This is a genomic window from Frigidibacter albus, from assembly GCF_009908165.1.
In the GTDB taxonomy this organism is placed as follows: domain Bacteria; phylum Pseudomonadota; class Alphaproteobacteria; order Rhodobacterales; family Rhodobacteraceae; genus Frigidibacter; species Frigidibacter albus.
In genome coordinates this window covers 1-25,309 of the sequence record NZ_JAAAUC010000021.1, presented here as the reverse complement: position 1 = coordinate 25,309, position 25,309 = coordinate 1, and the positions used below count along the sequence as shown (strand labels likewise).

Below are 25,309 nucleotides of genomic sequence, written 5' to 3'. Positions count from 1 at the left end.
CGCAATCGCCCGACCCGCTGCACGCAATGAAAGTTCCGCGCGCCGGGCGATTGCTCAACCCGCGCCGAAAGGCGTAAATGACCAACGGGCTCCGGTCGCGGCTGGATGAAAGACCAGTGGCAGGTCAGGGGAACTCAGAACCTCAAGGGATTTGCGCAACAAAGCCCTCGCCATCTCGCATCTCAAGCTGACGTCCATGCTCGCCTCGGCGTTTTTGTGCATGGTCGCAGTATCCAGCTTTAGACTGGCAGAAACCAAGGATATGGACTGCTGTCTTGGCTCGGGAAGCGAAGCTACTACTTTTATCTTTCTCACATGCTGGTTCTCGGAATGGTTCAGAAGGCACTGGAGCGCAGCGCATATCTTTTCGACTACCAGCTTACATTCATCGCAATGTCTTCTGCTGCGACGCTCTGCGTTTGTGCAGCTGGAGCTTTGATACTTGCCTGTTTTGGCACGGGAGAAATCGGGCGGCGCGCGTTGCGGCTGGCTTAAGCGGCGCGTGGACGTTCTTCCGTGGACACCAGAGGCTTCCCCGTCAGCCCTGCTCCGCCACTCTCCAGACCGCTTCGAGCCGGTCAAGCATCCGCTCCTCGCTAAATTGCAGCGCGACATGGGCGCGGGCGGCCTGGCCCATTTCGGACCACCGGGGTCGGTCAGCCAAGGCGCGACGCAGAGCGGTGGCAAACGAGGCGGGGTCGGGCGAGGTGATCAGCCATCCTGTCTGGCCGTCGAGCACAGTTTCGGCGGGACCGCCAGCCTGGTGCGCAAGAATCGGTTTTGCCATCGCCATGCCTTCGATCACCGACAGGCCGAAGGGCTCCGGGTCAAGGCGAGTGTTAAGGATGATGTCGCTGGCCGCATACCACGGGCCGATATCGCGGATCGGTCCTTGAAAGAATAGCTGCTTCCTCACGCCCAGCTCTTGCGCCCTGGACATAACCGACGACGCGAAATCGCTGTCCAGAGGGCCACCGCAGATCAGCACTTCCGGGCGTTGCCCCTCGGTGGCCAGCAGGCCCAGCGCCTCGACCAGAACGCCAAGGCCTTTGCTCGGCACGAGCCGCGCGAAAAGCCCGAGCACCGCACCTTCCCCGCGCAGCCCGGCGGATCTGCGCAGCTCAGCAGTGGCTGCTGGATCCCACCGTTCGGGTGCAAACGCCTGAACGTCGATCCCCAAATGAACGACCTGCGCCTGAACGGCCCGTGCACCCAAGGTGCCCAAGGTGCCCAAGGTATAACGGGAGTTGGCCAGCGCCGTGAGATTGGCGTGGCGCCCGAGCAGCGCATAGAGCCTGCGGTTAATATCCAGGGGATACGTGTCCGAGACACCGTTCGGCATCATCCAGTAGAGCGGAATACCGCAGCGTCGGGCAACCAGTGCCGCCATCGGCACTTCCAGCGGGCTTTGTATTACGATCCTCTCTGCCGCGATTTGGCGCGCCAGCGCCGTTAGACGCCCGATCATCCGGAACTGGGTCAGCGCGCGTGATCCTAGCGCAGCTGCTTTGCCCCAGCGGGCTTCACCGGCGTTCTGCAGGGAGGCGCCCGGGGCGATCTGAGTAATTTCTGCCCCCATCGCGCGCCAGTCTTGCGCGCCTCCGGCTCCGCTGGTCAAGAGGGCAACTTGGACGGTGTAGCCGCGGGCCGTCAGGCCGCCAACGAGGCTGTCCCAGACCCGCCGCACGCCATAGCCCTCTGTGCCCGATGCGATGAAGAGAAGGCGCTTTTGCTGGGTCATGGCCGGATCCGCACTTTCTAAAGATAGCTGTTTCACGCGGGTTTCCGTGACCGGATCACCCCGGCCATCGCCCCGAGCAGGTCGCGATTCAACACCATGTTGGCGGCCATGAACACCGCCAGTGCTCCGGCAGTTTCAAGTGCTGCCCGCCCCACGATCACCCAAGTATCGGCATCTGCATAGCGGTCCGGCGCCAGCAGAAACAGCCCCGCCACCACGAGAACGTAAGGCCCAAGGCAACGCAGCCAGAAGGCCACGATCCGCCGCCAGCCGATCCCGATCCGGCGCGCACCCATCGGAAAGGTGACCAGCCCGGTCACTGCCCGCTGGACCGCTACGGCGATGGAGGCGCCGAAAAGCCCGCCGAGCCAGGCGCCGACGGCCGAGCAGATCAGGATCAGCGCGCCATCGAACAAAAGTGTCGCCAACCGCAGGCTCCAGGCGCCCTGCGCCTCCAAGACGACTCCGCCCATGGTCGCCGTGAGGCGCAATGGCTGGATCGCGGCGACCGACAGAACGACCACGATCGCGCCATCCCACTTGCCGCCCCAGATCAGGTGCACCATCACCGCGCCAAAACCGATCAGGCAGATCGACAGGATGCACGCCAACAGCGTGATCGCCCCGCTAGACATCAGAACCTGCCGCTGCAACGCGGGCAGGTCGTTCTTGAGCCTAGAAAAGACCGGAAGAAGGGTCTGGTTGATGCCGCTGGCCAACAGGATCGTTACGTTGGTTATCAGCATAAAGCCGAAGAAATAATAGCCCAGTTCTTGCGGGTGCAGCATCTTGGCCAGCACTAGGTAATCACCGTTCATGCCAAGCGCGAACAAAAACGCCGAGATGATGATCCAGCGCAATTGCCATGCCAGAGCACGGAACCGGGCAAACGACAGGCGGATGCCAATCCGAAATGGCGCCGCCGCGCGGGTGAGCATGGCCAGATGCAGTATTGCGCCAGCCACTAGCGCCAGCGCCATCGTGAAGCCCGCAGTGCCCAGCGCCGCACCGACGATCAGAACGGCATAGTATGCCAGCGACCGGCGCATCTCGATCAGATTTATCGTCCGGAACGCCAGCCGAGCGCTGAGCACCGCCATCAGGATCGTCGACATCGCGATCAGCGGCAGGCTAAGAGCCTGAACAAAGATGATGGGGAACAGGCCTGGCACGTCGTAGAGGCTCTGGAAGGCTGCCCCCGTCACGACTAGCAGCACAAAACCGATCAGGCCCATCCACAGCGCGAAGGCAGAATACTCGGGCAAGAGGTCGTCCAGACGCTCCTGCTGCTGGATCAGCGCCTTGGATACGCCGGAATTCTGGAACCCGCTTACAAAGATCATAGCCGTCGTGACGAGTGCAAAGATCGCATAGGTCTCGACCGCAAGGAGATAGCCAAGGGCGATCTGGCTGACAAAGGACAGCGCTTTGGAAAAGATCAGCGCCGCCGCAGTCCAGACCATGCCCCTGAAGGCAACGCGCCCGCTGCCTGCTGGCCGGTGCCGTTTAGGATCCTCTGCCATGTTCGTTATCTTTTCGATGCATTCAAGTCGACCGCCTCGGCCACTCGGGCACGGGCGGTCAAGCCGTCCAAATAGGCCTGCGTGTCTATGACCACCTTCCCGCCCGGATCCGCCGCCGCCCAGATGTCATGCGCCGCGATCAGCTGTTCCAACCAACCTACGTCGATCTCGTCTGCGGGCACCGCGCCATAGCTTCGCGACATCACGCTGAACGGGCTCTCCGAGGCCAGCCAGTCCACCATCGTGCGCACCTTCCGGCTGTAACCCACAAAGCAGACTGCCTTGCCAAGGGTCAGCGAATTCAGGCAGCCATGCATTCGCCCCCCGACGAACAGGTCGATCTCGCGCAGGGCGGCGGCCACGGTGGCGAAGGAAATCGGGCCCTCGAACCTCTTCACCTGTGCCTGGACCTCGGGCGACAGGGCCGCGTAGAGGCGCGCCAGCGCGTCGGGATCGCTGAGCGAGGGCAGGTCTTCGCTGGAATAGACATGCGGCACGAACGAGATTTCATAGCCCTTGCCGACAAGCGCCTCGACGATCCGTGCGAAACGTTCAACCACAGGCGCGCCGAAGTCGCGGATCAGGATCGGCGTGAAGTTGATCGCGATCCGTCGGATCGGCCTGCGTTCGAAGGTCGTGACGGGGCGCAGGCAGAAACAGGGGTCCGGGTGCAGGGTCACGTTGTCGGAAACGCCGTGGCTGCCCAGATACTCGACCGTGCCCGCGTCGCGCACAGCCAAAACCTTGAACCGCTTCAGGTGGTCGATCAGCTTCTTGCGGTCAGCCTCCGGCACGACCTCGAAGCGCTCCATGTTGGCGCCGAACATGATAGACGGGATGCCGTGTCTGCTCGCAAAGTTTTCATAGCCCAGCCAGTCATGCGGAATGGAGTTGCCGAACATCGTGTAGATGTCGCCGCCGACCGAACAGAACAGATCCGCGCGACGAAACTCCGATGTCGCGAAGCGGGGAACCCAGTGCGAGTCGAACAAGCCAGTTTTTTGAAGCAGCCCGCGCAGGTAGCGCTTCCAGCCCTGCATTGGCACAACCGTTACGCTTGGCACGTCTGCCAGCAAGGCCCTGTCCCTCTCGGGATTGTAGCTGGAGACGACGAACTCCAGATCGTGCTGCGGAAAGGTCCGGGTCAGGAACGCGACAGTGCCCCGGATGATGATCTCGCAGCCGACGTTCGACAGCTGCTGGTAGGAAAAGAGGACCGTCTTTTTCATGGTTAGAGCCTTGATTAGGTTGCAGGGCGCCGACGCCTAGCGGCGGCGCGAGGAAATCTTCGCGGTGAGGGATTCAAGATCTCCAGCGAGCCGCAGGATGGCGTGCCAGAATGTCATTTCCCACACGTAGGGACGCGGGCTACCCAACCGCTTGCTCAGGCGCAGGCTGGCAAAGCTCCGGACGCGCACGACCCCCCTCAACCGATAGATCACACGGCGCATGATCGTCAGATGGTCACGCCCCGGCTGAACCCGCTTTTGCGGACGCCAGCCGCCTCGGCGGTCGGCTAGCCAGAGCCTGTAAGCCAAGGCATCCCGCCGGTCGCGGAACCCCGCACTCTGCGAGGCGATCGCGCGTTCAGGTGGAAGGTCGTGCACGTCCAGCGCGCCCGAGCTCTGACCGCTCTGGATCAGGGCGTCGGCTAGTTCGCTGCGCACAACGATAACGTTGGTGCCTCCCGGATCGCCGTCGTATTCTTTCAGCCAAGCATCCCCGAAAGAGATATCCGCCGTCTCGCCCACCACATCGTCGCAGAAATTGCAGGCTTTCAGCCGGAAGTATCCGCCGTCCCAACGTCGCCCCGCCATTTCGCTCATTGGTTTGACCAAGGTGGCGGTGTCCTGTGCGCGCTTCACCGAAAACCCGTACTGCTTTGCCGAATGCCCAGGCCGCTTGACCCGGAAGTCAACCGCAGCGATGTCATCTGGCGGCACACCCGCCTGCCACGCGAGACTTTCAGCGAAGCCCGGTGATTTCATATGCCCGCAGATGATTGCGACCGTCAGCACGACCTGCCGTGCGATGTCGGGGTCGCGCGACGCTAGGTTGCGCACCGCCTTCACGAAACAAGGCACCCCGACAAAGGCGATCCTGAGCTTGGCATCGACGGCGCGCCTCAGGGCAGTCTCGAAGCTGACCGAATAGTAGCGCGTCTTGGCCCCGGAGCGGATCTCGTCCTCTGTCCGGGCCAGATCGAAATCGAACAGCGCTCCGCCCGCTGCGGGATGCACATGCACGACGGCGTCGATCTTGTTTTGGCGCAGAGCTTCGACCAGGACCCACGTGGTGACGCCGCCCGAACTGCCACCCTGACGGAAATCCGCTTCAGCGGCATGGCCTGCCAGCGTTCGCCGGTAGCAGCCCAGATGTGCATCGGGCGTCACATCCCCCACGAACAGGCGGCGCGCATGGACGTCTTCGTTCGGGGCCGCATCCGAGAACGGGCAGACGCCCCCCGCAACACCATCCAGCAGCGCGGGCTTGCGGATCTGCGGCTGGCAGACACCGTCACGGTCGCGCACCATGCTGATTGCCTCGGGAGCCGCGACCGCGCAGGCCCCGCAACCGACACAGAAACCGCCAGCGATCACCGGGGCAATTTCATCTTTCAAGCTCATCGCCTCTGCGCGTGCAACAGTCATGTCCCGGAGTTCCTTTTCATGAGATCCTCCACCGCATCGGTAACTGCGCAGTGTCCCATTGATGAGCGCTGGCGATTCCGGCGGGGGCAAGCAAGTTCATGCTTGATGTCGTTCGAGACCCACGCATGGTGCGGGGCAACTGTCCCGTCGCGTGGCAGTTGCCCCCGATCAAAGATTGCGCCGCATTGGTCACCGCACATACCTCGCGTTGTCGCGAATAGCGCGTGAGCGCGATGTTGTCGTGCGCCGCGTCAGCGCGAGTTCAGCCGCATGCGCGGACCCAGCCCTCTCGGAGCCCGGAGCCGCAAGAAGCAGCAACAGGACCGTAACAGAGAAAGCGTCCCCGAAACTGAGGACCTGCGGCTGCAGCATCGCCCCGAAGGTCACCGCAAACATTCCAGCGAGATAGCGGCCTCTTATTTCGGTCGTAGGAGTCGACAGCGCCTCGCGGGCCACAGAGATGAAGCGGTAAATGTAGAATCCCAATATCGACACAGATCCCAAAAGGCCGTTCTCAAGAATTAAATTGAGGAAACCGTTATGAGCTCCGCTGTAACCAGCTCTGTTTCGAAATCCATATCCGAAGAGCGGCTGTTCATTGAACTGATAAGAGAAATTCTCCCAAAGTTGGTCTCGACCTGTGAATCCGCTGGAAAGACCCCGGTCGGACGCGTTCAGCTTAAGTGCACTTCCAATAACTCCGAAGTTTTGCGATAGAAGGAAGTCGGCGGCCAAAAAGTAAATCGCGGCGGCTGCAAAAAAGATGCGCACGATGCCGATGCGCTTAATGTTCAGCACCCAATATATCGAATAGAATATGAAAATTGAGACCATCGCATACCGGCTTGAAACATAGAGCGCACAAAAGAAGCTGACTGCGGCACATACCTCAAACCTCCGCGAGGATCCGAAGCTTGCGAGGATAGCAGTTGCTACAGCCACGCCACCGAACAGGTTGGGGTGAATGCCCTTTATCCACCGTTGGGTCGGATTGCCGAAGACAAGAACGGTAAACACCATGAATGCCAACATGCAGAGTGAAGCGATCTGCAGGCCCGTGAAAAAACGGGAGCTCACACTCGCCGCACGGAAACCAGCCGCGATTATAATCAGCACTCCTGACTGCAGAAGGGGATTTAAGCTTCCGTGTGCAAATACCGACACCAAGGTTATGGTAACAAAAAGCATAAAAAACAGATCTCCAGGCGCAAACGCACTTCTGAAAACTGAGCGATACCTGTAGATTGACAGGGAGGCGACTGAGAGAATTATATACGACGCAAGTAACGGCGCGATATTTACCTCACCATCCGACATACCCGTAATTGCGTTTCGCTCAAGAGCGAGAAGCGGCACCGACAGAGAAAGGTAGACCAGCGGCAGATAGCTTGCCGGGTCGGCCCAAAACGGGGAGACGTGTTTCGTGATCATGAGCGGGCTTCCGGCCAATGAATGCGGCATTTGGAGGTTATTTGCTGGAAGGCATCTATTTGATGTCCGCTACTGAACAAACCGTGACCTTTCCTTAACTGCCATTGCCGGATTGCCGCGATAGAACGTCCAGTCCGCGAGACCGGAGAAGGCAGCGCCGCGTGCCGCCAGAACCGCACCATCACCAACCCCCGGTCCTACGAAGGCTTCGGCGCAAATCCAAGTGCTCGCCCCAATGTCGGTCGGCCGTGTCCGCAGCTGGAAATCGGAACGACTGATATCATGAGTTCCGCCACACAGATGATCCCGCTGAGATACTATCGCGTGATGCCGATGTGAATGCGGTCCATGCAGTAGACGACAACTCCGGGGCCAAGGACCGAGTAGGCGTCCATCTGCAGATTGGGGGGATGCCAGATCCTTGCACCGGCATAGACACGCGCTGTCGGATGCACTTTCGCCCCGAATACCCGCGGCGGCAAGAGGCGCCAGCGGTTGAAGGGGGACGGTGTCTACGAAGCCAGCAACGTCCGGATCATTCCCCATACTGCGCGCAGCACGCGGTTCTTGACCGAGAAGCATGACTTTCAGGCGAATGTATCGCCTTGCTGGCCGCCTTGATCCTGCAATGTCATCGGATGGGCCTCGACGTGCCGTGTGCCGCCTCCTCCAGCACCGACAGCAGATCCTGCGCCGCCTTCGGCACGGAATATGGCCATCATGGCAACGGCGCGCCGCCAGGCGCATGCCGGACGCTGCCTCTGCCGGCATCGTCAGGAAGCGGCGCAGCATGTCCGAGGTGTCCTCGACCGTATCGGGCACCACCAGGCCTGCCCCATCAGACTCGATTTCACGCCAGATGTTGACCTTGATGGAAATGAGCACGGGAGTGCCCGCCGAGAGGGCTTCAGCGACAACGATCCCGAAGTTTTCCTGATGAGAGGGCAGAACGAAGGCAAGCGCATTGGCATAGGCTTCCTGCTTCACACCACCGCCGATCATGCCCGGCCAGTGCACGCGGTTGCCGATGCCCAGGGTTTCGGCCTGCGCCTTCAACGCCGGAACCCACCCGGTCTGGTCTGGCCCCGCAATGACGAAGTCAAGCCCTGGGTCAAGATCCGCCACGGTGGCAAAGGCGGTGATAAGCTGGTCGCAAGCCTTCTTTGGATGGATGCGTCCGACAAACAGCAGGTAGCGGCGGCCCTGAAGGAGTGGATGCACTACACGGAAGGCATCTGGGCCGGGCGCTGCTGATGTAGCCTGATTGGCGGCGCAGAACGCGACCACTGTTTCCCGATAGTCAGCGTGGTCGAAGAACGTCCCGCGGGCCAGACGCTTTTCTTCTTCGCAGGTGAAAAGAACGGCATGAGCATTGGACAGCATCCTTCCCTCCCAGAGCAGCCAGAACGCCTGTTTTGCCGCGTGCTCTAGGGGCCTTTCCCTGCGGACGTAGGGATCCATCATCCCGAAGCCGCCAATCAAGCGGCGGGTAACGGGCGAGGTCATCAGCCTGTCACGGAGGTGTTTCAAGCCTGCCCTCGCCCAAGGAACTCGACATACGCATCCGCGATCCCGTCTTCCAGCGGACGCACCTTGTTCCAGCCCATCGCGTGCAGGCGGCCCGAATCCATCAGCTTGCGCGGGGTTCCGTCGGGTTTGGTGGCATCGAAGGTCAGCTCGGCGTCGTAGCCCACCACCTTCGCGATGGTTTCGGCCAGCGCGCGGATCGTGACCTCGCTGCCCGAGCCGACGTTCACATGCTCATAGCCCGAATAGCCCCTGAGCAGGAACACCAACGCATCGGCGAGGTCGTCGCAATGCAGGAACTCGCGCAGCGGCGTGCCAGAGCCCCAGACCACGACCTCTTTCGCGCCGGCCATCTTCGCCTCATGGAACTTGCGCAGCAGGGCAGGGAGGACGTGGCTGGAATTCAGGTCATAGTTGTCGCCGGGGCCGTAGAGGTTGGTCGGCATCGCCGAGATCCAGTCGCGCCCGTATTGGGTGCGATAGGCCTGGGTCAGCTTGATGCCGGCGATCTTGGCGATGGCGTACCACTCGTTGGTCGGCTCCAGCGGGCCGGTCAGCAGGCTGTCCTCGGGGATCGGCTGCGGTGCCAGCTTGGGGTAGATGCAGGAGGAGCCGAGGAACAGCATCCGCTCCACATCCTGCTCATGCGCGGCGTGGAGGATGTTGGCCTCGATCATCAGGTTGTCATAGAGGAAGTCGACCGGGCGGGTGCTGTTGGCCTGGATGCCGCCGACCTTGGCGGCCGCCAGCACGATGGCATCGGGGCGGGTGGCGGCCATCCAGTCATGCACGGCGCGCTGGTCGACGAGGTCGACGACATCGCGCCCGGCGGTGATCACTTCGCAGCCTTCGGAGGCAAGGCGCCGCACCACGGCGCCGCCGACCATGCCGCGATGGCCGGCGACCCAGATGCGTTTGCCGGTGAGGTCATAGGTCATGGAGAGTTCCCTTCGCGTGTCTTGCCTGCGGAATGAGGATGCGGGGCAAAGCCCCCCGCATCACTCCACACTTACCGGCAGTTCCAGCCCGTGGCTTTTCAGCAGCGCATGGCGGCGGGCCGACTTGTGGTCGGCCTCGACCATTTCGCGGCACATCTCGCGCGCGGTGATCTCGGGGACCCAGCCCAGCTTTTCCTTGGCCTTGGTCGGGTCACCGAGCAGGGTTTCCACTTCGGCGGGGCGGAAGTAGCGCGGGTCGATCCGCATCAGCACGTCGCCAGTCTTCACCATCGGCGCGAGGTTGCCCTCCACCGCGGTGACGGTGGCGATCTCGTCAACGCCGGTCCCGGTGAATTCCAACGTGATGCCCAGATCGGACGCCGCCCAGCTGATGAACTCGCGCACCGAGAATTGCACGCCGGTGGCGATCACGAAGTCCTCGGGCGTGTCCTGCTGCAGCATCATCCACTGCATGCGGACATAGTCCTTGGCATGGCCCCAGTCGCGCAGGGAGTCGATATTGCCCATATACAGGCACGGCTCCAGCCCCATGGCGATATTGGCAAGGCCCCGGGTGATCTTGCGGGTCACGAAGGTCTCGCCGCGGCGGGGGGACTCGTGGTTGAAGAGGATGCCGTTGCACGCATACATGCCGTAGGCCTCGCGGTAGTTCACCGCGATCCAGTAAGCATACATCTTGGCGACAGCGTAGGGCGAGCGCGGGTGGAAGGGCGTCGTCTCGCGCTGCGGGATTTCCTGCACGAGGCCGTAAAGCTCGGAGGTCGAGGCCTGGTAGAAGCGGGTCTTCTTTTCGAGGCCGAGGAAGCGGATCGCCTCCAGCAGGCGCAGGGTGCCGATCGCATCGACATCGGCGGTGTATTCGGGGGCCTCGAAGCTGACGGCGACGTGGGATTGCGCGCCGAGGTTGTAGACCTCGTCGGGTTCGACATCGCGCAGGATCCGCGTGAGGTTCGACGAGTCCGTCAGGTCGCCATAATGCAGCTTCAGCCGGGCGTTGTCGACATGCGGGTCCTCATAGATGTGGTCGACCCGCTGGGTGTTGAACAGCGAGGCCCGGCGCTTGATGCCATGGACCTCATAGCCCTTTTCCAGCAGCAGTTCGGCCAGATAAGAGCCGTCCTGGCCGGTAATGCCGGTGATCAGAGCTTTTTTCGTCACGGTTCGTTCCTTTTCATCATCAAGTCCGGTCCGGTCCGGTCCGCTCCGGGCTCGTCGCTCGGTGCGGGAGCACCAGCCTTTGCGATGCCCGTCATGTGGTGCAATTCTGCGGCGAAACGGTCGAGGATCCGGCTGCCATCCCAGCGGTCCAATGCGCGGACGCGGGCCGCGGCGCCAAGCGCCTCGCGCCGGGCGGGATCGTCCAGCAGCCGCTCCAGAGCGCTTGCCAGCGTGGCCGCGTCGCCGGGCGGGGTGATCTCGCCACAGCCGGCAACCTCACCGGCGAGCGCGGTGCCAGGCTCGGCCGTGGCCAGCACCGGGCGGCCCGAGGCCAGCATGTTGGTCAGCTTCGAGGGCAGCACCAGATCGGCGGCGCCGGCGATCTGCGGCAACAGGTGGACGGTTGCCATGCCGACCAGCTCGCTGAGCCTGTCGCGGGGCTGAAGCGGGAAAAACTGAATGTTGCTGAGGCCTTGCGAGAGGTTCTTCAACTCGGCGAGGAACGGCCCGTCGCCGAAGATCGCAAAGGTCAGGTCGCTGCGATGCGCGAGCAGGCGGGCAGCGGCCGGGATGATCTCCAGCCCCTGCTTGTTGGCGATGTTGCCGGAATAGAGCGCGACATGCGGCGTGGTGATCCCCAGCTCGGCCTTCAGCGGCGAGGGGCCGGTCAGCGGCACCACGCGCGAGAGATCCGCCCAGTTGCGCAGCTCGAAGATGCGCTCGGCCGGGATGCCCTGCTCGGTCAGTTTGGCCAGCATCGGGGCCGAGATCGAGCTGACCTTGTCGAAGCGGCGCAGGATCCAGCGTTCGAAACCGCGGGCGGCGCGGCCGATGCGGCTGTCTTCCTTGAGGAGGCCGGTGGCGAAGGCCGCCTCGACCTCATAGTCCTGGATATGCAGCCAGGCCTTGCCTCCGCCCAGGCGCGCGGCCAGCCAACCGACCGGGGCAGCCACCAGGGCCGGAGCGGCGACAAATACCGCGTCGGGGCGGTGACGGATCGCTGTCCACAGCGCCACCGGCAGGGCGGTCAGCGCAAAGCTGGCATGGTGCAGGATGCGGCGGGCGCCGGTGGGGCGCGCCGGCACGTAATGCGGGCAGTGGGTGACGTCCAGCCCGGGGCGGGGTGCCTCGCGGCGATACCAGAATGCCGGGTAACCGGGCGAGCGCTTCCAGGCGGGGTAGTAGGGATGTGCGGTGACCACCCTCACCTCGTGCCCCCGGTCAACCATCGCCTCTGCCAGTCCGGTGGTATAGACGGCGGTGCTGATGATCTCGGGCGCGTAATTGATGCCAAGAATGAGAAGTCGCACGGTCAGTCCTTAGGAGAAGGTGGGCGCAGGGCTTGCGCGCAACCCGCGAGCGCGGATCCCGAAGCGGCCCGGCCGGCCCTTACGGGCGGCTTAGTGACCGGTGCCCTTGAGCACCACACCAAAGGTCTTGCCGATCAACAGCAGGTCGCAGCCGAGGCTGGCCTTGGCGTAATAGTCCTCGTCGAAGCGCACGCGGTCCACGAAGCGCGTCGTGCCGCGGCCCTCGATCTGCCAGAAGCCGGTGACGCCCGGACGCAGATGGAAGTAGGCAGTGCCGCCGGCGGCGACATAGAGGTGCTCTTGCCCGACGGTGAAGGGGCGCGGGCCGACGAAGCTCATGTCACCCCACAGGATGTTGAGGATTTGCGGCAGCTCATCGAGGCTCGACTTGCGCAGGAAGCGCCCGACGCCAGTGATCCGCGGATCCTTGGCAAGCTTCTGGTTCACATGCCATTCCTCGGCGACCTTCGGGTCCGAGGCGCAAAGGTCGGCCAGAACGCGTTCGGCATCGACCACCATCGTGCGCAGTTTCCAGCAGGTGAAACGGCGGCCATCCTTGCCGACACGCTCTTGCCCGAAGAAGCCGGGGCCGCCGTCAAGGCGGGTCAGAACCCAGAGGATCGCGAGGATCGGCGCAACCACAGGGAGAATCAGCAGAGCCAAAAAAATGTCAAAAAGCCGCTTCGGGGCCCCAAGATATCGACGCCCGGCGGTGGAGCCGACGGCGTCGATGTGGTCGAACCTGTCTGAGATCACCACATGTTTCATCACTGTCTCCCGCCCGGATTGGGTCGAATTTCCTTGAATATCAATCAACTGCGCGGCGTCCCCGGCAGCAGCGGCTTAGATCTCGGAGCGCGCCCTGTCGGGCGCAGACCCACGTCACTGGCTAACGGGCATCACACGTAACTGGCTAAGGGCATCAGGTGCCCCGACTTCCGCTAACATCGTCCCGTAGCCTATGCTTTCGCAAGTCTTAAAATGCTGCAAGTGCGAAGGCCAGCGGCTTCCTGCCAGCCTGTGTCCTCTTGGCCCGCGAAAGTGACGTTGGGGCAAACTCTTTGCAACGGCACCGTGACATCTGCCTAGATTGTGGTCAGCGCGCGAAGCCGCAACCGAGAATCGGCGTCTGCGGCGCTCGGCCTCGGCAGGTTGGGTCAGGTCGAGACCAGCCGCACGGTGCCTTCGGGCCCAACAATCGCCGCGCTGAGCCGTCCGGTGGCGTAGGCGCCGGTATCCACCGCGAGGCGCCCACCCTGCTGGCGGATCTCCGGCACGACAGTATGGCCATGCGCGACCCAGATCCCGTCGGCGCGGGGGCGGCGGGAAAAGCCGGCATGGCCCCAGAGCAGCACCTTGCGATCTTGCTGAAGGATCGGAAGCTCGGGGTCGGCGGCAGCATGGACGATGGCGACATTGCCGCTTTGCACATGGAGGGGCAGTCCGCGCAGCCAGGCTTCAAGCTCTGCCCCCATCGCCGCGCGCAGGTCGTCGCGGGCCCGGTCCAGATCGGCGCCGCCCATCGTCTCGCTGACGCCGCGCAGTCCGAAGCTGGCCAGCGTCTGCAACCCGCCATACCGCAGCCAGCGCGGTCCGGCCTGTTGCGGATCGTCGAGAAACCCGACCAGCATATCCTCGTGATTGCCCGCGAGGCAGGTCAGGCGACTGGATGGCTGCGTCGCCTCTTCCATCAGCATCCGCAGCACGGCCGCGCTGGCATCGCCACGATCCACGTAATCGCCGACGCAGATGATGCGGGTGTCTGCGTCCACCTCTGCCGCGATCTTCAGCGACAGGTTCTCCAGCAGGTCGGCACAGCCATGGATGTCGCCGATGATACAGAGGGGTTCTTCGGGGGCCATCGGCGGATGCGCGCTGTCGGGCAGGTCTGTGTCCTGCTCGGTCACGGGCCTCCGCGAGGGTTTGCGCAAACGGCGGATCATACTGGAAAGCAACGTCATGCCCCCCGCATAGAAAATCGCGCGGGCTTTGCCAACAAAATAGACCAGGTGCCGGTGCGCGACCCTGTTCACGATGCCGATAGATGCGAAACGGACACCTTCGGAGGAAACCTGCCGGCGCTGGAAATTGAGACTTGCTGCACTGCGTCACAGTATCTAACAGAGTGGTGAACGGACAGAAGCAGCCGGGGACAATGCGCCAAATTCCTGCACCAATGGCCCCGGCCCACGTTGCGCGCATCCGGCTTCGGCCGGCATCTTGGGCGCTGTCTGCACTGGCGGTTCTTGCCATGACGACAGCCTCGGCTCAGGACAGGCCAACCTATTCCACCTATGGAACTGTCGGACTCATCGACATGCCAAGCGGGGAATTGGCGGCTGATGGCGAGTTTGCACTGACCACCAATTATTATAGCGGCGTGCTGCGCAACTCGCTGACCTTCCAGATCGCGCCGCGTTTGTCGGGCACCTTCCGCTATTCGGTCATCGACAACTATTTCGGTCCCGGCGACGACCAGGAGCTGTACGACCGCAGCTTTGACGTCAGCTACCAGATCAGCGTCGAAGGCGATGTAATGCCCGGTGTTGTCGTGGGGCTGCGCGACTTCGGCGGCACCGGGGTGTTCGGGTCGGAGTTCGTGGCAGCCTCCAAGCATGTGCGTCCGGATCTGGTGGTGACGGGTGGGATCGGCTGGGGCCGGCTCGCGACTTACGGCAGCTTCGACAACCCGCTGGGTGTTCTCAATGACGGGTTCGAGACGCGGCCGGCCGGGTTTACAGGCATCGACGATACTGGACAGGTTGCCTTCGATACTTTCTTCCGCGGGCCAGCGGCCCTGTTCGGCGGTGTCGAATGGCGGCCTTCGGACCGGCTGTCCTTCAAGGCTGAATACTCGTCCGATGCCTACGAGCGCGAGGTGGACTTCGCCGGCTTCGAACGACGCTCGCCCTTCAACTTCGCGGCGACCTACCGGATGCGCAATGGCGTCGATCTGACCGGCTTTGCCCTGCATGGATCGGAGGTCGGGATGATGGCGACGCTGGCCTTCGACCCGGGCAGGGCCCGCTTCACCTCGGGACGCGAGCCTGCGCCGCCGCCGGTGGTGCCGGTGTCCGTGGCCGATCAGCGTGCGGCCGCAAGCTGGGGCGACCTGCCGGGCGAGAGCCTCAGCGCGCGGGTTGACGCGGCGCTGCAAGCGCAGGGGATCGAACTGGAGTCGCTGTCGATCACCGGCAGCACCGCCACGGTCCGCATCCGCAACACCGGCTACGATGCCGCGCCGCAAGCGCTCGGCCGCACCGCGCGGGTGCTGACGGCGACCCTGCCGGGCGCCGTGGGCACCTTCCGCATCGTGCCGGTGGTGCGGGGGATGCCGACCTCGGCCGTGACCCTGCGCCGCGCCGATCTGGAAGAACTGGAGCTGGCCCCGGACGGAACCTGGCAGTCCTTTGCGCGGGCCGACATTTCGGACGCGGCGGAGTCGCGCTTCGATCCGGCTGGCGCGCCGCTGCGTCAGTATCCTGCCTTCGACTGGAGCCTGCGCCCCTACAGCCAGCAGGCCTTTTTCGATCCCGACGCGCCGGTGCGCGCCGATTTCGGGGCGCAGCTGTCCTTCGGTGTCGATCTGGCGCCGGGTCTGATCGTCTCGGGTGCCATCCGCCAGAAGGTGGTCGGCAACCTTGATGAATCAACGCGCGAGTCGAATTCGGTCATCCAGCGTGTGCGCTCGGATGTGGTCCGGTACGACAAGACCGAGGAAGCCGAGATCAGCCATCTGACCGGCGAGTATTTCTTTCGGCCCGGTCCCGATCTTTATGGCCGGGTGACGGCGGGTTATCTCGAACGTATGTATGGCGGTGTGTCGAGCGAGGTTCTGTGGAAGCCGGTCGACAGCCGTCTGGCGCTTGGCGCAGAGCTGAATTACGCCGTGCAGCGCGAGTTCGACAGCGGTTTCGGCTTTCAGGACTACGATGTCGTGACCGGCCATGCCTCGGCCTATTACGACCTCGGCGGCGGCTATCTTGGCCAGATCGATGCTGGCCGCTACCTTGCCGGTGACTGGGGCGCGACTTTCGGGCTCGACCGCGAGTTCGGCAACGGCTTCACGGTGGGCGCGTTCTTCACGCTGACCGATGTGTCCTTCGAGGATTTCGGCGAAGGCTCGTTCGACAAGGGGATCCGCTTCTCGATCCCGCTCAGCTGGATCGTGGGTGAGCCCTCGCAGCGCGGCTTTGGCTCCACGATCCGCCCGACCACCCGCGACGGCGGCGCAAGGCTGGACGTGCGCAACCGGCTTTACGGGCTGACGCGCGACTATCACGGGCCCGAACTGCAAGACAACTGGGGGAGGTTCTGGCGATGATCCGGGCATCCCGACTGAACTGGGCCCTGCCGCCGCTGCTGCTGCTGCTTGCCGCCGGGTGCGAGCGTGTCGCGGGCCTGTCGCAGCTGGCCGGCAGCCCGGAAACGACCATGGCGCAGGCGCAACCGATGGTGGCGGCCGATTTCGCCGCGCGCGTGCAGGCCGGCGCACCGCTGATGATCGCCAATTTGCTTGAACGGAATGCGGTCACCACCTTCGTGCTGGTGTCCGAGCGCGGCGGCGACCGGATCTGGCGCACGCAGGACAATGTCACGCTGTCCACCCGCGGCGGGCTTATGACCAGCACCCGTGCGCTGGCCGGTGACCTGATGAGCGCCGACATTGCCGAAAGCCAGGTGCTGGTTCTGGCGGGGCGGCCCGGCCTTGCGGTGCGCATCCACCGCTATCTCGATGGCCAGAACGGCATCGAGATCGACAGCTATGTCTGCGAGATCAGCCCGCGTGGCACCGAGGATCTGGCGTTTGATGGCGTGCAGATCCGCGCCAGCGTGATCGCCGAGACCTGCACCAACCCCGGCAATGACTTCGAGAACTTCTACTGGGTCTCGGGTGGCGCGGTGGTGCAGTCGTTGCAATGGGTAAGCCCCGACGTGGGCGCGATCTCGATGCGCGGGGTGATCAGATGATCCCGCATTTCCTTTCCCCTTCCTTCGGCCCCGGGGCCGGCATTGCGATCCCAATAGCGGAGGATTTCCCGTGCGTATTCTGACGAGCCTGAGCGTGGTGGCCCTGCTGGCCGGCTGCGGCGTCGTGTATCAAACCCCCTCGGTGCAAGAAGGCGTGAGCCGCGACGGCAAGGTGCAGGTGGTGCAGATCACGCCCGAAACCCTGCTGGCGGCGAACCGTTCCACCTTCGCGCCGAAATCGCTGCCCGGCGTGTTCACCGCCACGGCCGGGGCAGGCGGGTCGCTCCGGGGCGCCGGCGAGATCCCGGACACCGCCTTCCTGCCCGAGGGCCGGCCCGATGTGCTGGAAACCCGGGTGCCGCCGCCGGTGCAAGATGGTCCCTACACCATCGGCGTCGGCGATGTCGTGCTGCTGGCAACCCCGCAGGCCGGCAATACCATCGAGGAGCTTTCGGGCCTGCTGGCCGCGCAGAACAGCCGTCAGGGCTATACCGTACAAGATGACGGCGCCATCGCGGTCCCCGATGTCGGCCGGGTGCCGGTGGCCGGGCTGACGCTGGAAGAAGCCGAGGCCGTGGTGTTCCGCCGCCTGGTCGAAGCGCAGATCGACCCGACCTTCAGCCTCGAGATCGCCGAGTTCAACTCCAAGCGGGTCTCGATCGGCGGCGCGGTCAACACCCCGACCATCGCTCCGATCTCGCTGACGCCGCTGCGGCTCGACCAAGCCATCGTGGCTGCGGGCGGCATCACCGTCGTCGATCAGGACTACGCCACGATCCGCATCTACCGCGACGGCACCATCTACCAGATCCCGCTGGCCGAGTTCTACACCCAGCCAGACCTGCAGAAGGTGCGGCTGACCGACGGCGACAGCGTGTTCGTCGACACCGAATACGATCTGGCCAAGGCTGAATCCTACTTCTCGGAGCAGATCCAGCTGGCGTCCTTCCGTGCAGAATTGCGCGAGGCGGCAATCAACGAGTTGCAGACCGAAGTCTCGCTGCGCCGCGCCGACATGTCCGAGGCGCGCGACAATTTCCAGACAAGGCTGGAGCTTGACTCGGTCGAACGCGACTATGTCTACCTCACCGGCGAGATTGCCCAGCAGGGCCGCTATCCGCTGCCCTTCGACCGCAAGGCGGTTCTGGCCGATGCGATCTACGAGCAGGGCTCGGGGATGGCGAATGAACGGGCCAACGCCCGGCACATCTACGTGCTGCGCGGCTCGCCCGACCCGCGCGAATTCGGATCGGTCACCGCCTGGCAGCTCGACGCGCGCAATGCCGCGAACCTGCTGCTGGCCACCCGCTTCGAGCTGCGCCCGAATGATGTTGTCTTCGTCTCGGAACAGCCGGTCACGCGCTGGAGCCGTGTGGTCAACCAGATCACGCCGTCGATCATCAACCTGACGGCGACCGCGGCCAACTGACGGGCCCGGCCGGCATGGAGGTCAAGGGGCGCTTCGGCGCCCCTTTTCGCTGGCGGGCGGCCAAGTCCGTACTGTGCCCGTATTCCGCCCCGATGCCGCCCGAATGGGGTGCCACAAATGCAGCAGCCGCACCCGGAAAACGCCGGGGCGGCGGGAAGTTCTTGGGGCGCAGGCGTGGCCGGTGCTAGTCTGCCCCAAGGCCGAGGCAGGCAGACGAACAACAAAAAAGAACAGGCATGACAGTTTCACAAGTGCTGGTCGTAGATCTCGACGGAACCCTGATCCGCTCCGACATGCTCCATGAAACCTTCTGGTCCGCCTTCGCGTCGGACTGGACCACTCCCCTTGCCGCCATGGCGGCATTGCGGCAGGGCAGGGCGGCGCTGAAGCGGGCGCTGGCGGCACGCGCACAGGTCGACGTCACATCGCTGCCCTATGACCCGGCGGTGCTGGAACGGGTGCGGGACTGGCGGGCGGCGGGCGGGCGCACGGCGCTGGTCTCGGCTTCGGATCAGCAGCTTGTCTCGGCGATTGCCGCGCATCTGGGGTTGTTCGATGTGGCGCATGGCTCGGCGGACGGGACCAACCTCAAGGGCGCGGAAAAAGCCGCGTTCTGCACCCGCAGCTTTGGCGAAGGCTTTCACTACATGGGCGATGCCGCGGCCGACATGCCGGTCTGGAAGGCCGCGTCCCGCGCGATCACCGTCAATGCCGCCCCCGCCACCCGCGCGGCGGTGGACCGGCTTGAGGTCGAGGCAGAGCATCTGACCACCGTGTCCGCCCCGGGGCGCGCCTATCTGCACGCGCTGCGCCCGCATCAATGGATGAAGAACCTGCTGGTCTTCGTGCCGATGTTCACCGCGCATCAGATGACCCCCGGCAATATCCTTGCCTCGCTGGCGGCCTTCGTGGCCTTCAGCCTGATCGCCTCCAGTGTCTATGTGCTCAATGACCTGCTGGACCTGTCCGCCGACCGCAGCCACCCGCGCAAGCGCACACGGCCCTTCGCTGCCGGGGCGATCCCGATTGCGCAGGGCACAGGGATGGCGGCGGGGCTGCTGCTGGCAGGCATTCTCATCTCTGCGCTGTTTGGCGGGCAGTTCCTGCTGGTGATGCTGGGCTATTTCGCGCTGACGACGGGCTATTCGCTGTACCTCAAGCGGCGGCTGGTGGTCGATATCTGCGCGCTGGCGGTGCTCTATACCATCCGCATCCTTGCCGGGGGCGCGGCGACCGATCTGCCGATCTCGGTCTGGCTGCTGGCCTTCTCGATCTTCCTGTTCTTCGCGCTCGCGGCGGTCAAGCGCCAGGCAGAGCTGGTGGACGGCATCGCCTCGGGCAAGGTCACGGCGCATGGGCGTGGCTATCATGTCGATGACCTGCCGCTGGTGGAATCGATGGCGACCTCGGCGGGCTATGTCGCGGTGCTGGTGATGGCGCTTTATGCCAGCACGGGCGACGTGAACGAGCTCTACAGCGCGCCGCATATGCTGTGGGGGATCTGCCTCGTGCTGCTTTACTGGATCAGCCGGATGGTGATGGTCACGCACCGCGGCAAGATGCATGACGACCCGGTGGTGTTCGCGGTCAAGGACCCGGTCAGCCGCAGCTGCGTGATCCTGATGGCGGCGCTTGGCATTGCGGGGACGGTACTGTGAGCCTGCAGGTGTTGATCCTGCGCTACGCCTTCTTCGCGCTGCTGGCGACGGTGGCGAACCTTGGCACCCAGCGGGCGGTTCTGGCGCTGGACGGCTCGGCGCGCGGTTTCGCGCTGGCGGTGCTGGCGGGAACGGCGGTGGGGCTGGTGCTGAAATACATCCTCGACAAGCGCTGGATCTTCTTCGACACCGCCAGCGGCGCCCGGGCGCATGGGCGCAAGTTCTCGCTCTACACCGCGATGGGGCTGGTCACGACCGCGATCTTCTGGGGGATGGAGACGGCGGCCTTCATGATCTGGGGCACGGACCTTGCGCGCGAGGCGGGGGCGGTGCTGGGGCTCGCCATCGGCTATGTGGTGAAGTTCCACCTCGACCGGCGCTTCGTGTTCACCGGCGCCCTGGCGGGGGCGCGGGCATGATCCTGTCAGGGTGGGGGCGGTTTCCGAAACTCGAGTGCCGGGTGACGCGGCCGCGCAGCGATGCCGAAGTGCGCGCGCTGGTGGCTGAGGGCGCGCTGATCGCCCGCGGCAATGGCCGGTCCTATGGCGATGCGGCGCTGTCGGCGCGGGGTACCGTGGACATGCGCGGCTTCAGCCGGATGCTGTCCTTCGATGCCGAAACCGGCCTGCTGGTGGCCGAGGCGGGGGTGCTGCTGGCCGACATCATCGCCGCCTTCCTGCCGCGCGGCTGGTTTCCGCTGGTCACCCCCGGCACCAAGTTCGTGACGCTTGGCGGCATGATCGCCGCCGATGTGCATGGCAAGAACCACCACAAGGACGGCTCGATGGCCGCGAGCGTCGAGTGGGTCGAGGTGATGGATGGCGACGGGATGGTGCATCGCGCCTCGCGCGCCGAGAACCCTGACCTCTTCGGCTTTACCCTCGGCGGCATGGGCCTCACCGGCATCATCCTGCGCGCTGCCATCCGCCTGCGCCCCGTGCAAAGCGCCTGGATCTTGCAGGAGACCGTGCCCGCCCCCGACCTTGCCGCCGCGATGGCGCTGTTCGAGGCCTCGGCCGAGGCCACCTATTCCGTCGCCTGGATCGACTGCCTCGCCAGCGGAGCCAACCTTGGCCGGTCGCTGGTGATGCTGGGCGAGCACGCTGCGCCGAGTGATCTGGACAACCGCCGCCGCGCGCGGCCCCTCGTTGCGCCGGCCAAGCGCCTGCTGACCGTGCCGTTCGACGCGCCGGGCTTCGCGCTGAACCGCTACAGCGTCGGCGCTTTCAACGCGCTTTACTGGCGCAAGGGTCGGCGGTCGGCAGGACGGGCGCTGGTGGATTGGGACAGCTATTTCTACCCGCTCGACGGCATCCTACACTGGAACCGCATCTATGGCCGCAAGGGCTTTGCCCAGTTCCAATGCGTGCTGCCGCTGGCGGCCTCGGAGCCCGGGCTGCGGGCGTTGCTGGGTGAGATCGCGGCCTCGGGGCAGGGGTCTTTCCTTGCAGTGCTGAAGCGCTTTGGCGCGCAGGACAGCCGGTTTTCCTTCCCGATGGAGGGCTACACCCTGGCGCTCGATTTCCCGGTGAACCCCGTCACGCTGGCGCTGCTGGACCGGCTCGATGCCATCACGCTCGATCACGGCGGGCGCTTCTACCTTGCCAAGGATGCCCGCATGTCCGCCGCCACCCTGCGCCGCGCCGATCCGCGGCTGCCCGCTTTCCTTGCCATGCGCGCCGCCGAAGGCCGCGCCCGCAGCTTCGCCTCCGCTTTGTCCGAAAGGCTCGACCTATGACGCTTTCCCGCGAAAACCTTTCGCCAGTGCTGATCCTTGGCGGACGCTCTGACATCGGCCTCGCCTGCGCCCATGCCTTCGCCGCCAAGGGCCATCCGGTGCAGCTGGCCGCCCGCAAAGTGGCAAGCCTGCAGCCCGAGGCGACCGACCTTGGCCTGCGCTACGCCGTCCCGGTCAGCACCCATGAGTTCGACGTGCTGGACACCGCCGGCCACGCCGGGTTTCTGGACAGCCTGCCCGCCGCGCCCGGCATCGTCATCTGCGCCATCGGCATGATGGGCGAGCAGGAGGCCGGCGAGATGGACTTCGCCGCCGCCGCGCAGGTCATGCGGTCGAACTACGAGGCGCCCGCCGCGATCCTCGGCCTGATCGCCAACCGGATGGAGGCGACGGGCACCGGCACCATCGTCGGCATCTCCTCGGTCGCAGGCGACCGGGGCAGGGCGACGAACTACGTCTATGGCTCTGCCAAGGCCGGGTTCACCGCCTTCCTGTCGGGCCTGCGCAACCGGCTGGCGAAGACCGGCGTGCATGTGGTGACGGTGAAGCCCGGCTTCGTGGCGACACGGATGACGGACGGAATGGACCTGCCCGCCAAACTGACCGCGCAGCCCGAGGAGCTGGGGGCGGCGGTGCTGAAGGCGGTGACGCGCAAACGCAACGTGATCTACGTCCGCCCCGTCTGGGCGCTGGTGATGGCGATCATCCGCAACATCCCCGAGCCGGTGTTCAAGAAACTGAAGCTGTAGCCCCCCGGATCAGCGCCGCCTCCTCGGCCCGGACCGCCTCGGCCAGCCAGGTCATCACCGCCCGCTCGCGGGCGATGGGGCGCACGTCGCGGTGGCAGGTCATCCAGTAGTTCCGCCGCAGCCAGACCTTGTCTGCCAGCACGATCTGCAGGTCCGGGTGCTGGCTGGCGATGAAATAGGGCAGCACGCACAGCCCTTCGCCCAGCTTCGTCGCCGCCAGCTGGTTGAAGATGCTGGAGCTGCGGAACTGCGCGCGCAGCCCCGGATGCACCTCGCCCAGATAGTCAAGGCCGGGGGCGAAGATCATCTCCTCGATATAGCCGATGAAACGATGTTCCAGCAGTTGCTCGCGCGTGGTGATAGGCTCGTGCCGGTCCAGATAGGCCCGCGCACCATAGACGTGCAGCGAGTAGTCGGTGATCTTGTCCGAGATGTAGGGGCTGGCCTTGGACGGGTCCAGCGTCACCGACACATCCGCCTCGCGCCGCGAGAGGGACAGGATCTGCGGCAGGGTCACCAGCTCCAGCAGGATGTTCGGAAAGCGGGCACTGAAGCGCGGCAGCAGCCTTGTGGAGAAGAAGCTGCCAAAGCCCTCCGGCGTTGCCACCCGCAGCACACCGCGCTGGCCGATGCTGTCACCCAGAAGCTCGACATTCATCCGCTCGGTTTCCGCCTCGATGCGCTCGGCGGTCTCGATCAGGCGGCGGCCGAAGGTGGTCAGCTCATAGCCGCGGGGATTGCGCTCGAACAGGCGCAGCTTCAGCGCCGCCTCCAGCCGGTCGATGCGGCGCGAGACGGTGACATGGCTGGTCTGCAGCTGCCGGGCGGCGCGCGACAGCTGGCCGGTGCGCGCCACGGCCAGAAAGAATTGCAGGTCGTCCCAGTCGAAGTTCTGCAAGCTGCCCCCGAGGTCATGGCAAGTTCTGTTCAAAAATGGACAGATCCTGTATGCAATTAACCTTTCGCCAAGGCTTGTGTCAAAGGCCGTTTGCTGTGATCGTTAGCCAAGTCAGACGGGAGAGGAGCCCGTATGGCCATTTTTGAACAGAGACGTCGCGCCTGCACCCTTTACGGGGGCGGCCAAGTGCTGTCCGGACGGGCCGCGCGTTTCAAGGGAGGTTGAGACATGCGCAGAATTCTGATGTCCGCAAGCGCGCTTGCGGCACTCGCTTCGCCGTCATTGGCAGAGGTCAGCGACGGGAAGGTCAAGATCGGCATCCTGAACGACCAGTCGGGCGTCTATGCCGATTTCGGCGGCAAGTTTTCCTACGAGGCCGCGCTGATGGCGGTCGAGGATTTCGGCGGCACCGTGCTGGACATGCCGGTCGAGGTGGTCACCGCCGACCACCAGAACAAGGCCGACATTGCCTCGAACATCGCCCGCCAGTGGTATGATACCGAGCAGGTCGATGCGATCATGGAGCTGACGACCTCCTCCGTGGCGCTGGCCGTTCAGGCGCTGTCGAGGGATGCGGGCAAGATCACCATCACCACCGGCGCCGCGACGACGGAACTGACCGGCCCGCAATGCTCTCCCTACGGGTTCCACTGGGCCTATGACACCCATGCCCTTGCCGTCGGCACCGGCGGCGCGCTGGTGGAGCAGGGCGGCGACAAGTGGTTCTTCCTGACCGCCGACTATGCCTTCGGCTATTCGCTGGAAGAGAATACCGGCGCCTATGTCACCGCCAATGGCGGCACCGTGGTTGGCGCCGTGCGTCACCCGCTGGCCACCACCGACTATTCGTCGTTCCTGCTGCAGGCCCAGGCCTCGGGCGCCAGCGTCATCGGCCTTGCCAATGCCGGGATGGATACCCAGAACGCCATCAAGCAGGCGTCGGAATTCGGCATCGTGCAAGGCGGCCAGCGGCTTGCTGCCCTGCTGTTCACGCTGGCCGAGGTCAATGGCATCGGGCTGGAAGCGGCGCAGGGCCTGACCCTGACCGAAAGCTTCTACTGGAACCGCAACGAGGAAACCGCCGAGTTCGGCAAGCGCTTCTTCGAGCGCACCGGCGCGATGCCGAACATGGTTCATGCCGGCACCTATTCCGCCGTGCTGTCCTACCTGAAGGCGATCGAGGCCGCCGGCACCGATGAGACCGAGGCCGTTGCCGCCAAGCTGCACGAGCTGCCAGTGGATGACGTCTTCACCCATACCGGCAAGGTCGCCGCGAATGGCCGGATGATCACCGACGTGTTCCTGATGGAGGTGAAGAAGCCCGGCGACAGCGACATCGCCTGGGATTACTACAACGTGCTCGCCACCATCCCCGGCGATGAGGCCTATATCGACCCGGCAAAAAGCGGCTGCTCGCTGGTCACCCAGTAAGGCATGATGATGACGCAAACCCCTGTGCAGACGCAGGACCAGCCGCGGGTGGTTTTATCCGCCCGCGGCCTGGGCAAGGATTTTGCCGGGTTCACCGCGGTGAACAATGTCGATCTGGATGTGCATCACGCGCGG

General features: G+C 64.4%; 20 protein-coding genes and 1 pseudogene. 9 read left to right on the top strand and 12 right to left on the bottom strand.

Going from position 1 to position 25,309, the window contains the following annotated elements; translation table 11 throughout:
* Positions 1-538: 538 nt before the first annotated feature.
* The 11 genes from GVY41_RS19445 to GVY41_RS19390 form a co-directional block, all read right to left on the bottom strand.
* On the bottom strand, positions 539-1,741 hold the full coding sequence (locus tag GVY41_RS19445) for a glycosyltransferase family 4 protein (RefSeq protein ID WP_161348627.1): 1,203 nt from the start codon (positions 1,739-1,741) through the stop codon (positions 539-541).
* Positions 1,742-1,773: 32 nt separating this feature from the next.
* A complete protein-coding gene (locus GVY41_RS19440) occupies positions 1,774-3,264 on the bottom strand; it encodes an oligosaccharide flippase family protein (protein WP_161348626.1) in 1,491 nt (496 codons plus the stop codon).
* A gap of 5 nt (positions 3,265-3,269) precedes the next feature.
* Positions 3,270-4,493: a polysaccharide pyruvyl transferase family protein gene (locus GVY41_RS19435; protein WP_161348625.1), complete on the bottom strand. Its 1,224-nt coding sequence runs from the start codon at positions 4,491-4,493 to the stop codon at positions 3,270-3,272.
* Positions 4,494-4,529: 36 nt separating this feature from the next.
* Positions 4,530-5,915: a Coenzyme F420 hydrogenase/dehydrogenase, beta subunit C-terminal domain gene (locus tag GVY41_RS19430; protein ID WP_161348624.1), complete on the bottom strand. Its 1,386-nt coding sequence runs from the start codon at positions 5,913-5,915 to the stop codon at positions 4,530-4,532.
* Between the two features lie 189 nt (positions 5,916-6,104).
* Positions 6,105-7,346, bottom strand: coding sequence for an O-antigen ligase family protein (locus GVY41_RS19425; RefSeq protein WP_161348623.1), 1,242 nt, complete (start codon positions 7,344-7,346; stop codon positions 6,105-6,107).
* 69 nt (positions 7,347-7,415) lie between these two features.
* Positions 7,416-8,852 (bottom strand): glycosyltransferase, encoded by a 1,437-nt coding sequence (locus GVY41_RS20225; protein WP_188816082.1) that lies wholly within the window; start codon positions 8,850-8,852, stop codon positions 7,416-7,418.
* A 20-nt stretch (positions 8,853-8,872) separates the two neighbouring features.
* Positions 8,873-9,811 (bottom strand): GDP-L-fucose synthase, encoded by a 939-nt coding sequence (fcl, locus tag GVY41_RS19410; protein ID WP_161348622.1) that lies wholly within the window; start codon positions 9,809-9,811, stop codon positions 8,873-8,875.
* A gap of 60 nt (positions 9,812-9,871) precedes the next feature.
* Positions 9,872-10,990 carry a GDP-mannose 4,6-dehydratase gene (gene gmd / locus GVY41_RS19405; RefSeq protein WP_161348621.1) on the bottom strand — a complete coding sequence of 373 codons (1,119 nt, stop codon included), beginning with the start codon at positions 10,988-10,990 and terminating at the stop codon, positions 9,872-9,874.
* Positions 10,987-12,300, bottom strand: a complete 1,314-nt coding sequence (locus GVY41_RS19400) for a WcaI family glycosyltransferase (protein ID WP_229726119.1) — start codon at positions 12,298-12,300, stop codon at positions 10,987-10,989. Before GVY41_RS19400 ends, gmd begins: the two co-directional genes overlap by 4 nt.
* 90 nt (positions 12,301-12,390) lie before the next feature.
* Complete coding sequence (locus GVY41_RS19395; RefSeq protein WP_161348620.1) at positions 12,391-13,068, bottom strand: sugar transferase; 678 nt, start codon at positions 13,066-13,068, stop codon at positions 12,391-12,393.
* Positions 13,069-13,457: 389 nt separating this feature from the next.
* On the bottom strand, positions 13,458-14,207 hold the full coding sequence (locus tag GVY41_RS19390) for a metallophosphoesterase (protein WP_229726117.1): 750 nt from the start codon (positions 14,205-14,207) through the stop codon (positions 13,458-13,460).
* 344 nt (positions 14,208-14,551) lie between these two features.
* Between GVY41_RS19390 and GVY41_RS19385 the strand changes: the two genes are divergently transcribed.
* From GVY41_RS19385 to GVY41_RS19355, 7 genes are all read left to right on the top strand, one after another.
* Entirely contained in the window at positions 14,552-16,624 is a 2,073-nt protein-coding gene (locus GVY41_RS19385; protein ID WP_161348618.1) for a YjbH domain-containing protein, read from the top strand.
* Positions 16,621-17,271 (top strand): YjbF family lipoprotein, encoded by a 651-nt coding sequence (locus GVY41_RS19380; RefSeq protein WP_161348617.1) that lies wholly within the window; start codon positions 16,621-16,623, stop codon positions 17,269-17,271. Before GVY41_RS19385 ends, GVY41_RS19380 begins: the two co-directional genes overlap by 4 nt.
* A 70-nt stretch (positions 17,272-17,341) precedes the next feature.
* Entirely contained in the window at positions 17,342-18,700 is a 1,359-nt protein-coding gene (locus GVY41_RS19375) for a polysaccharide biosynthesis/export family protein (protein ID WP_188816080.1), read from the top strand.
* Positions 18,701-18,936: 236 nt separating this feature from the next.
* The gene (locus GVY41_RS19370; protein ID WP_161348616.1) at positions 18,937-20,358 is read left to right on the top strand and encodes a UbiA family prenyltransferase; all 1,422 of its coding nucleotides are present in this window, start codon (positions 18,937-18,939) and stop codon (positions 20,356-20,358) included.
* Complete coding sequence (locus GVY41_RS19365) at positions 20,355-20,777, top strand: GtrA family protein (RefSeq protein ID WP_161348615.1); 423 nt, start codon at positions 20,355-20,357, stop codon at positions 20,775-20,777. The genes GVY41_RS19370 and GVY41_RS19365 overlap by 4 nt, the downstream gene beginning before the upstream one ends.
* On the top strand, positions 20,774-22,096 hold the full coding sequence (locus GVY41_RS19360; protein ID WP_161348614.1) for an FAD-binding oxidoreductase: 1,323 nt from the start codon (positions 20,774-20,776) through the stop codon (positions 22,094-22,096). Before GVY41_RS19365 ends, GVY41_RS19360 begins: the two co-directional genes overlap by 4 nt.
* Positions 22,093-22,845 (top strand): SDR family oxidoreductase, encoded by a 753-nt coding sequence (locus tag GVY41_RS19355; RefSeq protein WP_161348613.1) that lies wholly within the window; start codon positions 22,093-22,095, stop codon positions 22,843-22,845. The genes GVY41_RS19360 and GVY41_RS19355 overlap by 4 nt, the downstream gene beginning before the upstream one ends.
* Here GVY41_RS19355 and GVY41_RS19350 read toward each other — a convergent pair.
* A complete protein-coding gene (locus GVY41_RS19350) occupies positions 22,826-23,743 on the bottom strand; it encodes a LysR family transcriptional regulator (protein ID WP_161348612.1) in 918 nt (305 codons plus the stop codon). The two genes, GVY41_RS19355 and GVY41_RS19350, sit on opposite strands and share 20 nt — an antisense overlap.
* A gap of 228 nt (positions 23,744-23,971) precedes the next feature.
* Here GVY41_RS19350 and GVY41_RS19345 point away from each other — a divergent pair, with 228 nt between their 5' ends.
* A complete protein-coding gene (locus GVY41_RS19345; RefSeq protein ID WP_161348611.1) occupies positions 23,972-25,174 on the top strand; it encodes an ABC transporter substrate-binding protein in 1,203 nt (400 codons plus the stop codon).
* Positions 25,175-25,183: 9 nt separating this feature from the next.
* Positions 25,184-25,309, top strand: a pseudogene (locus tag GVY41_RS20440) (ABC transporter ATP-binding protein); the annotation flags it as partial.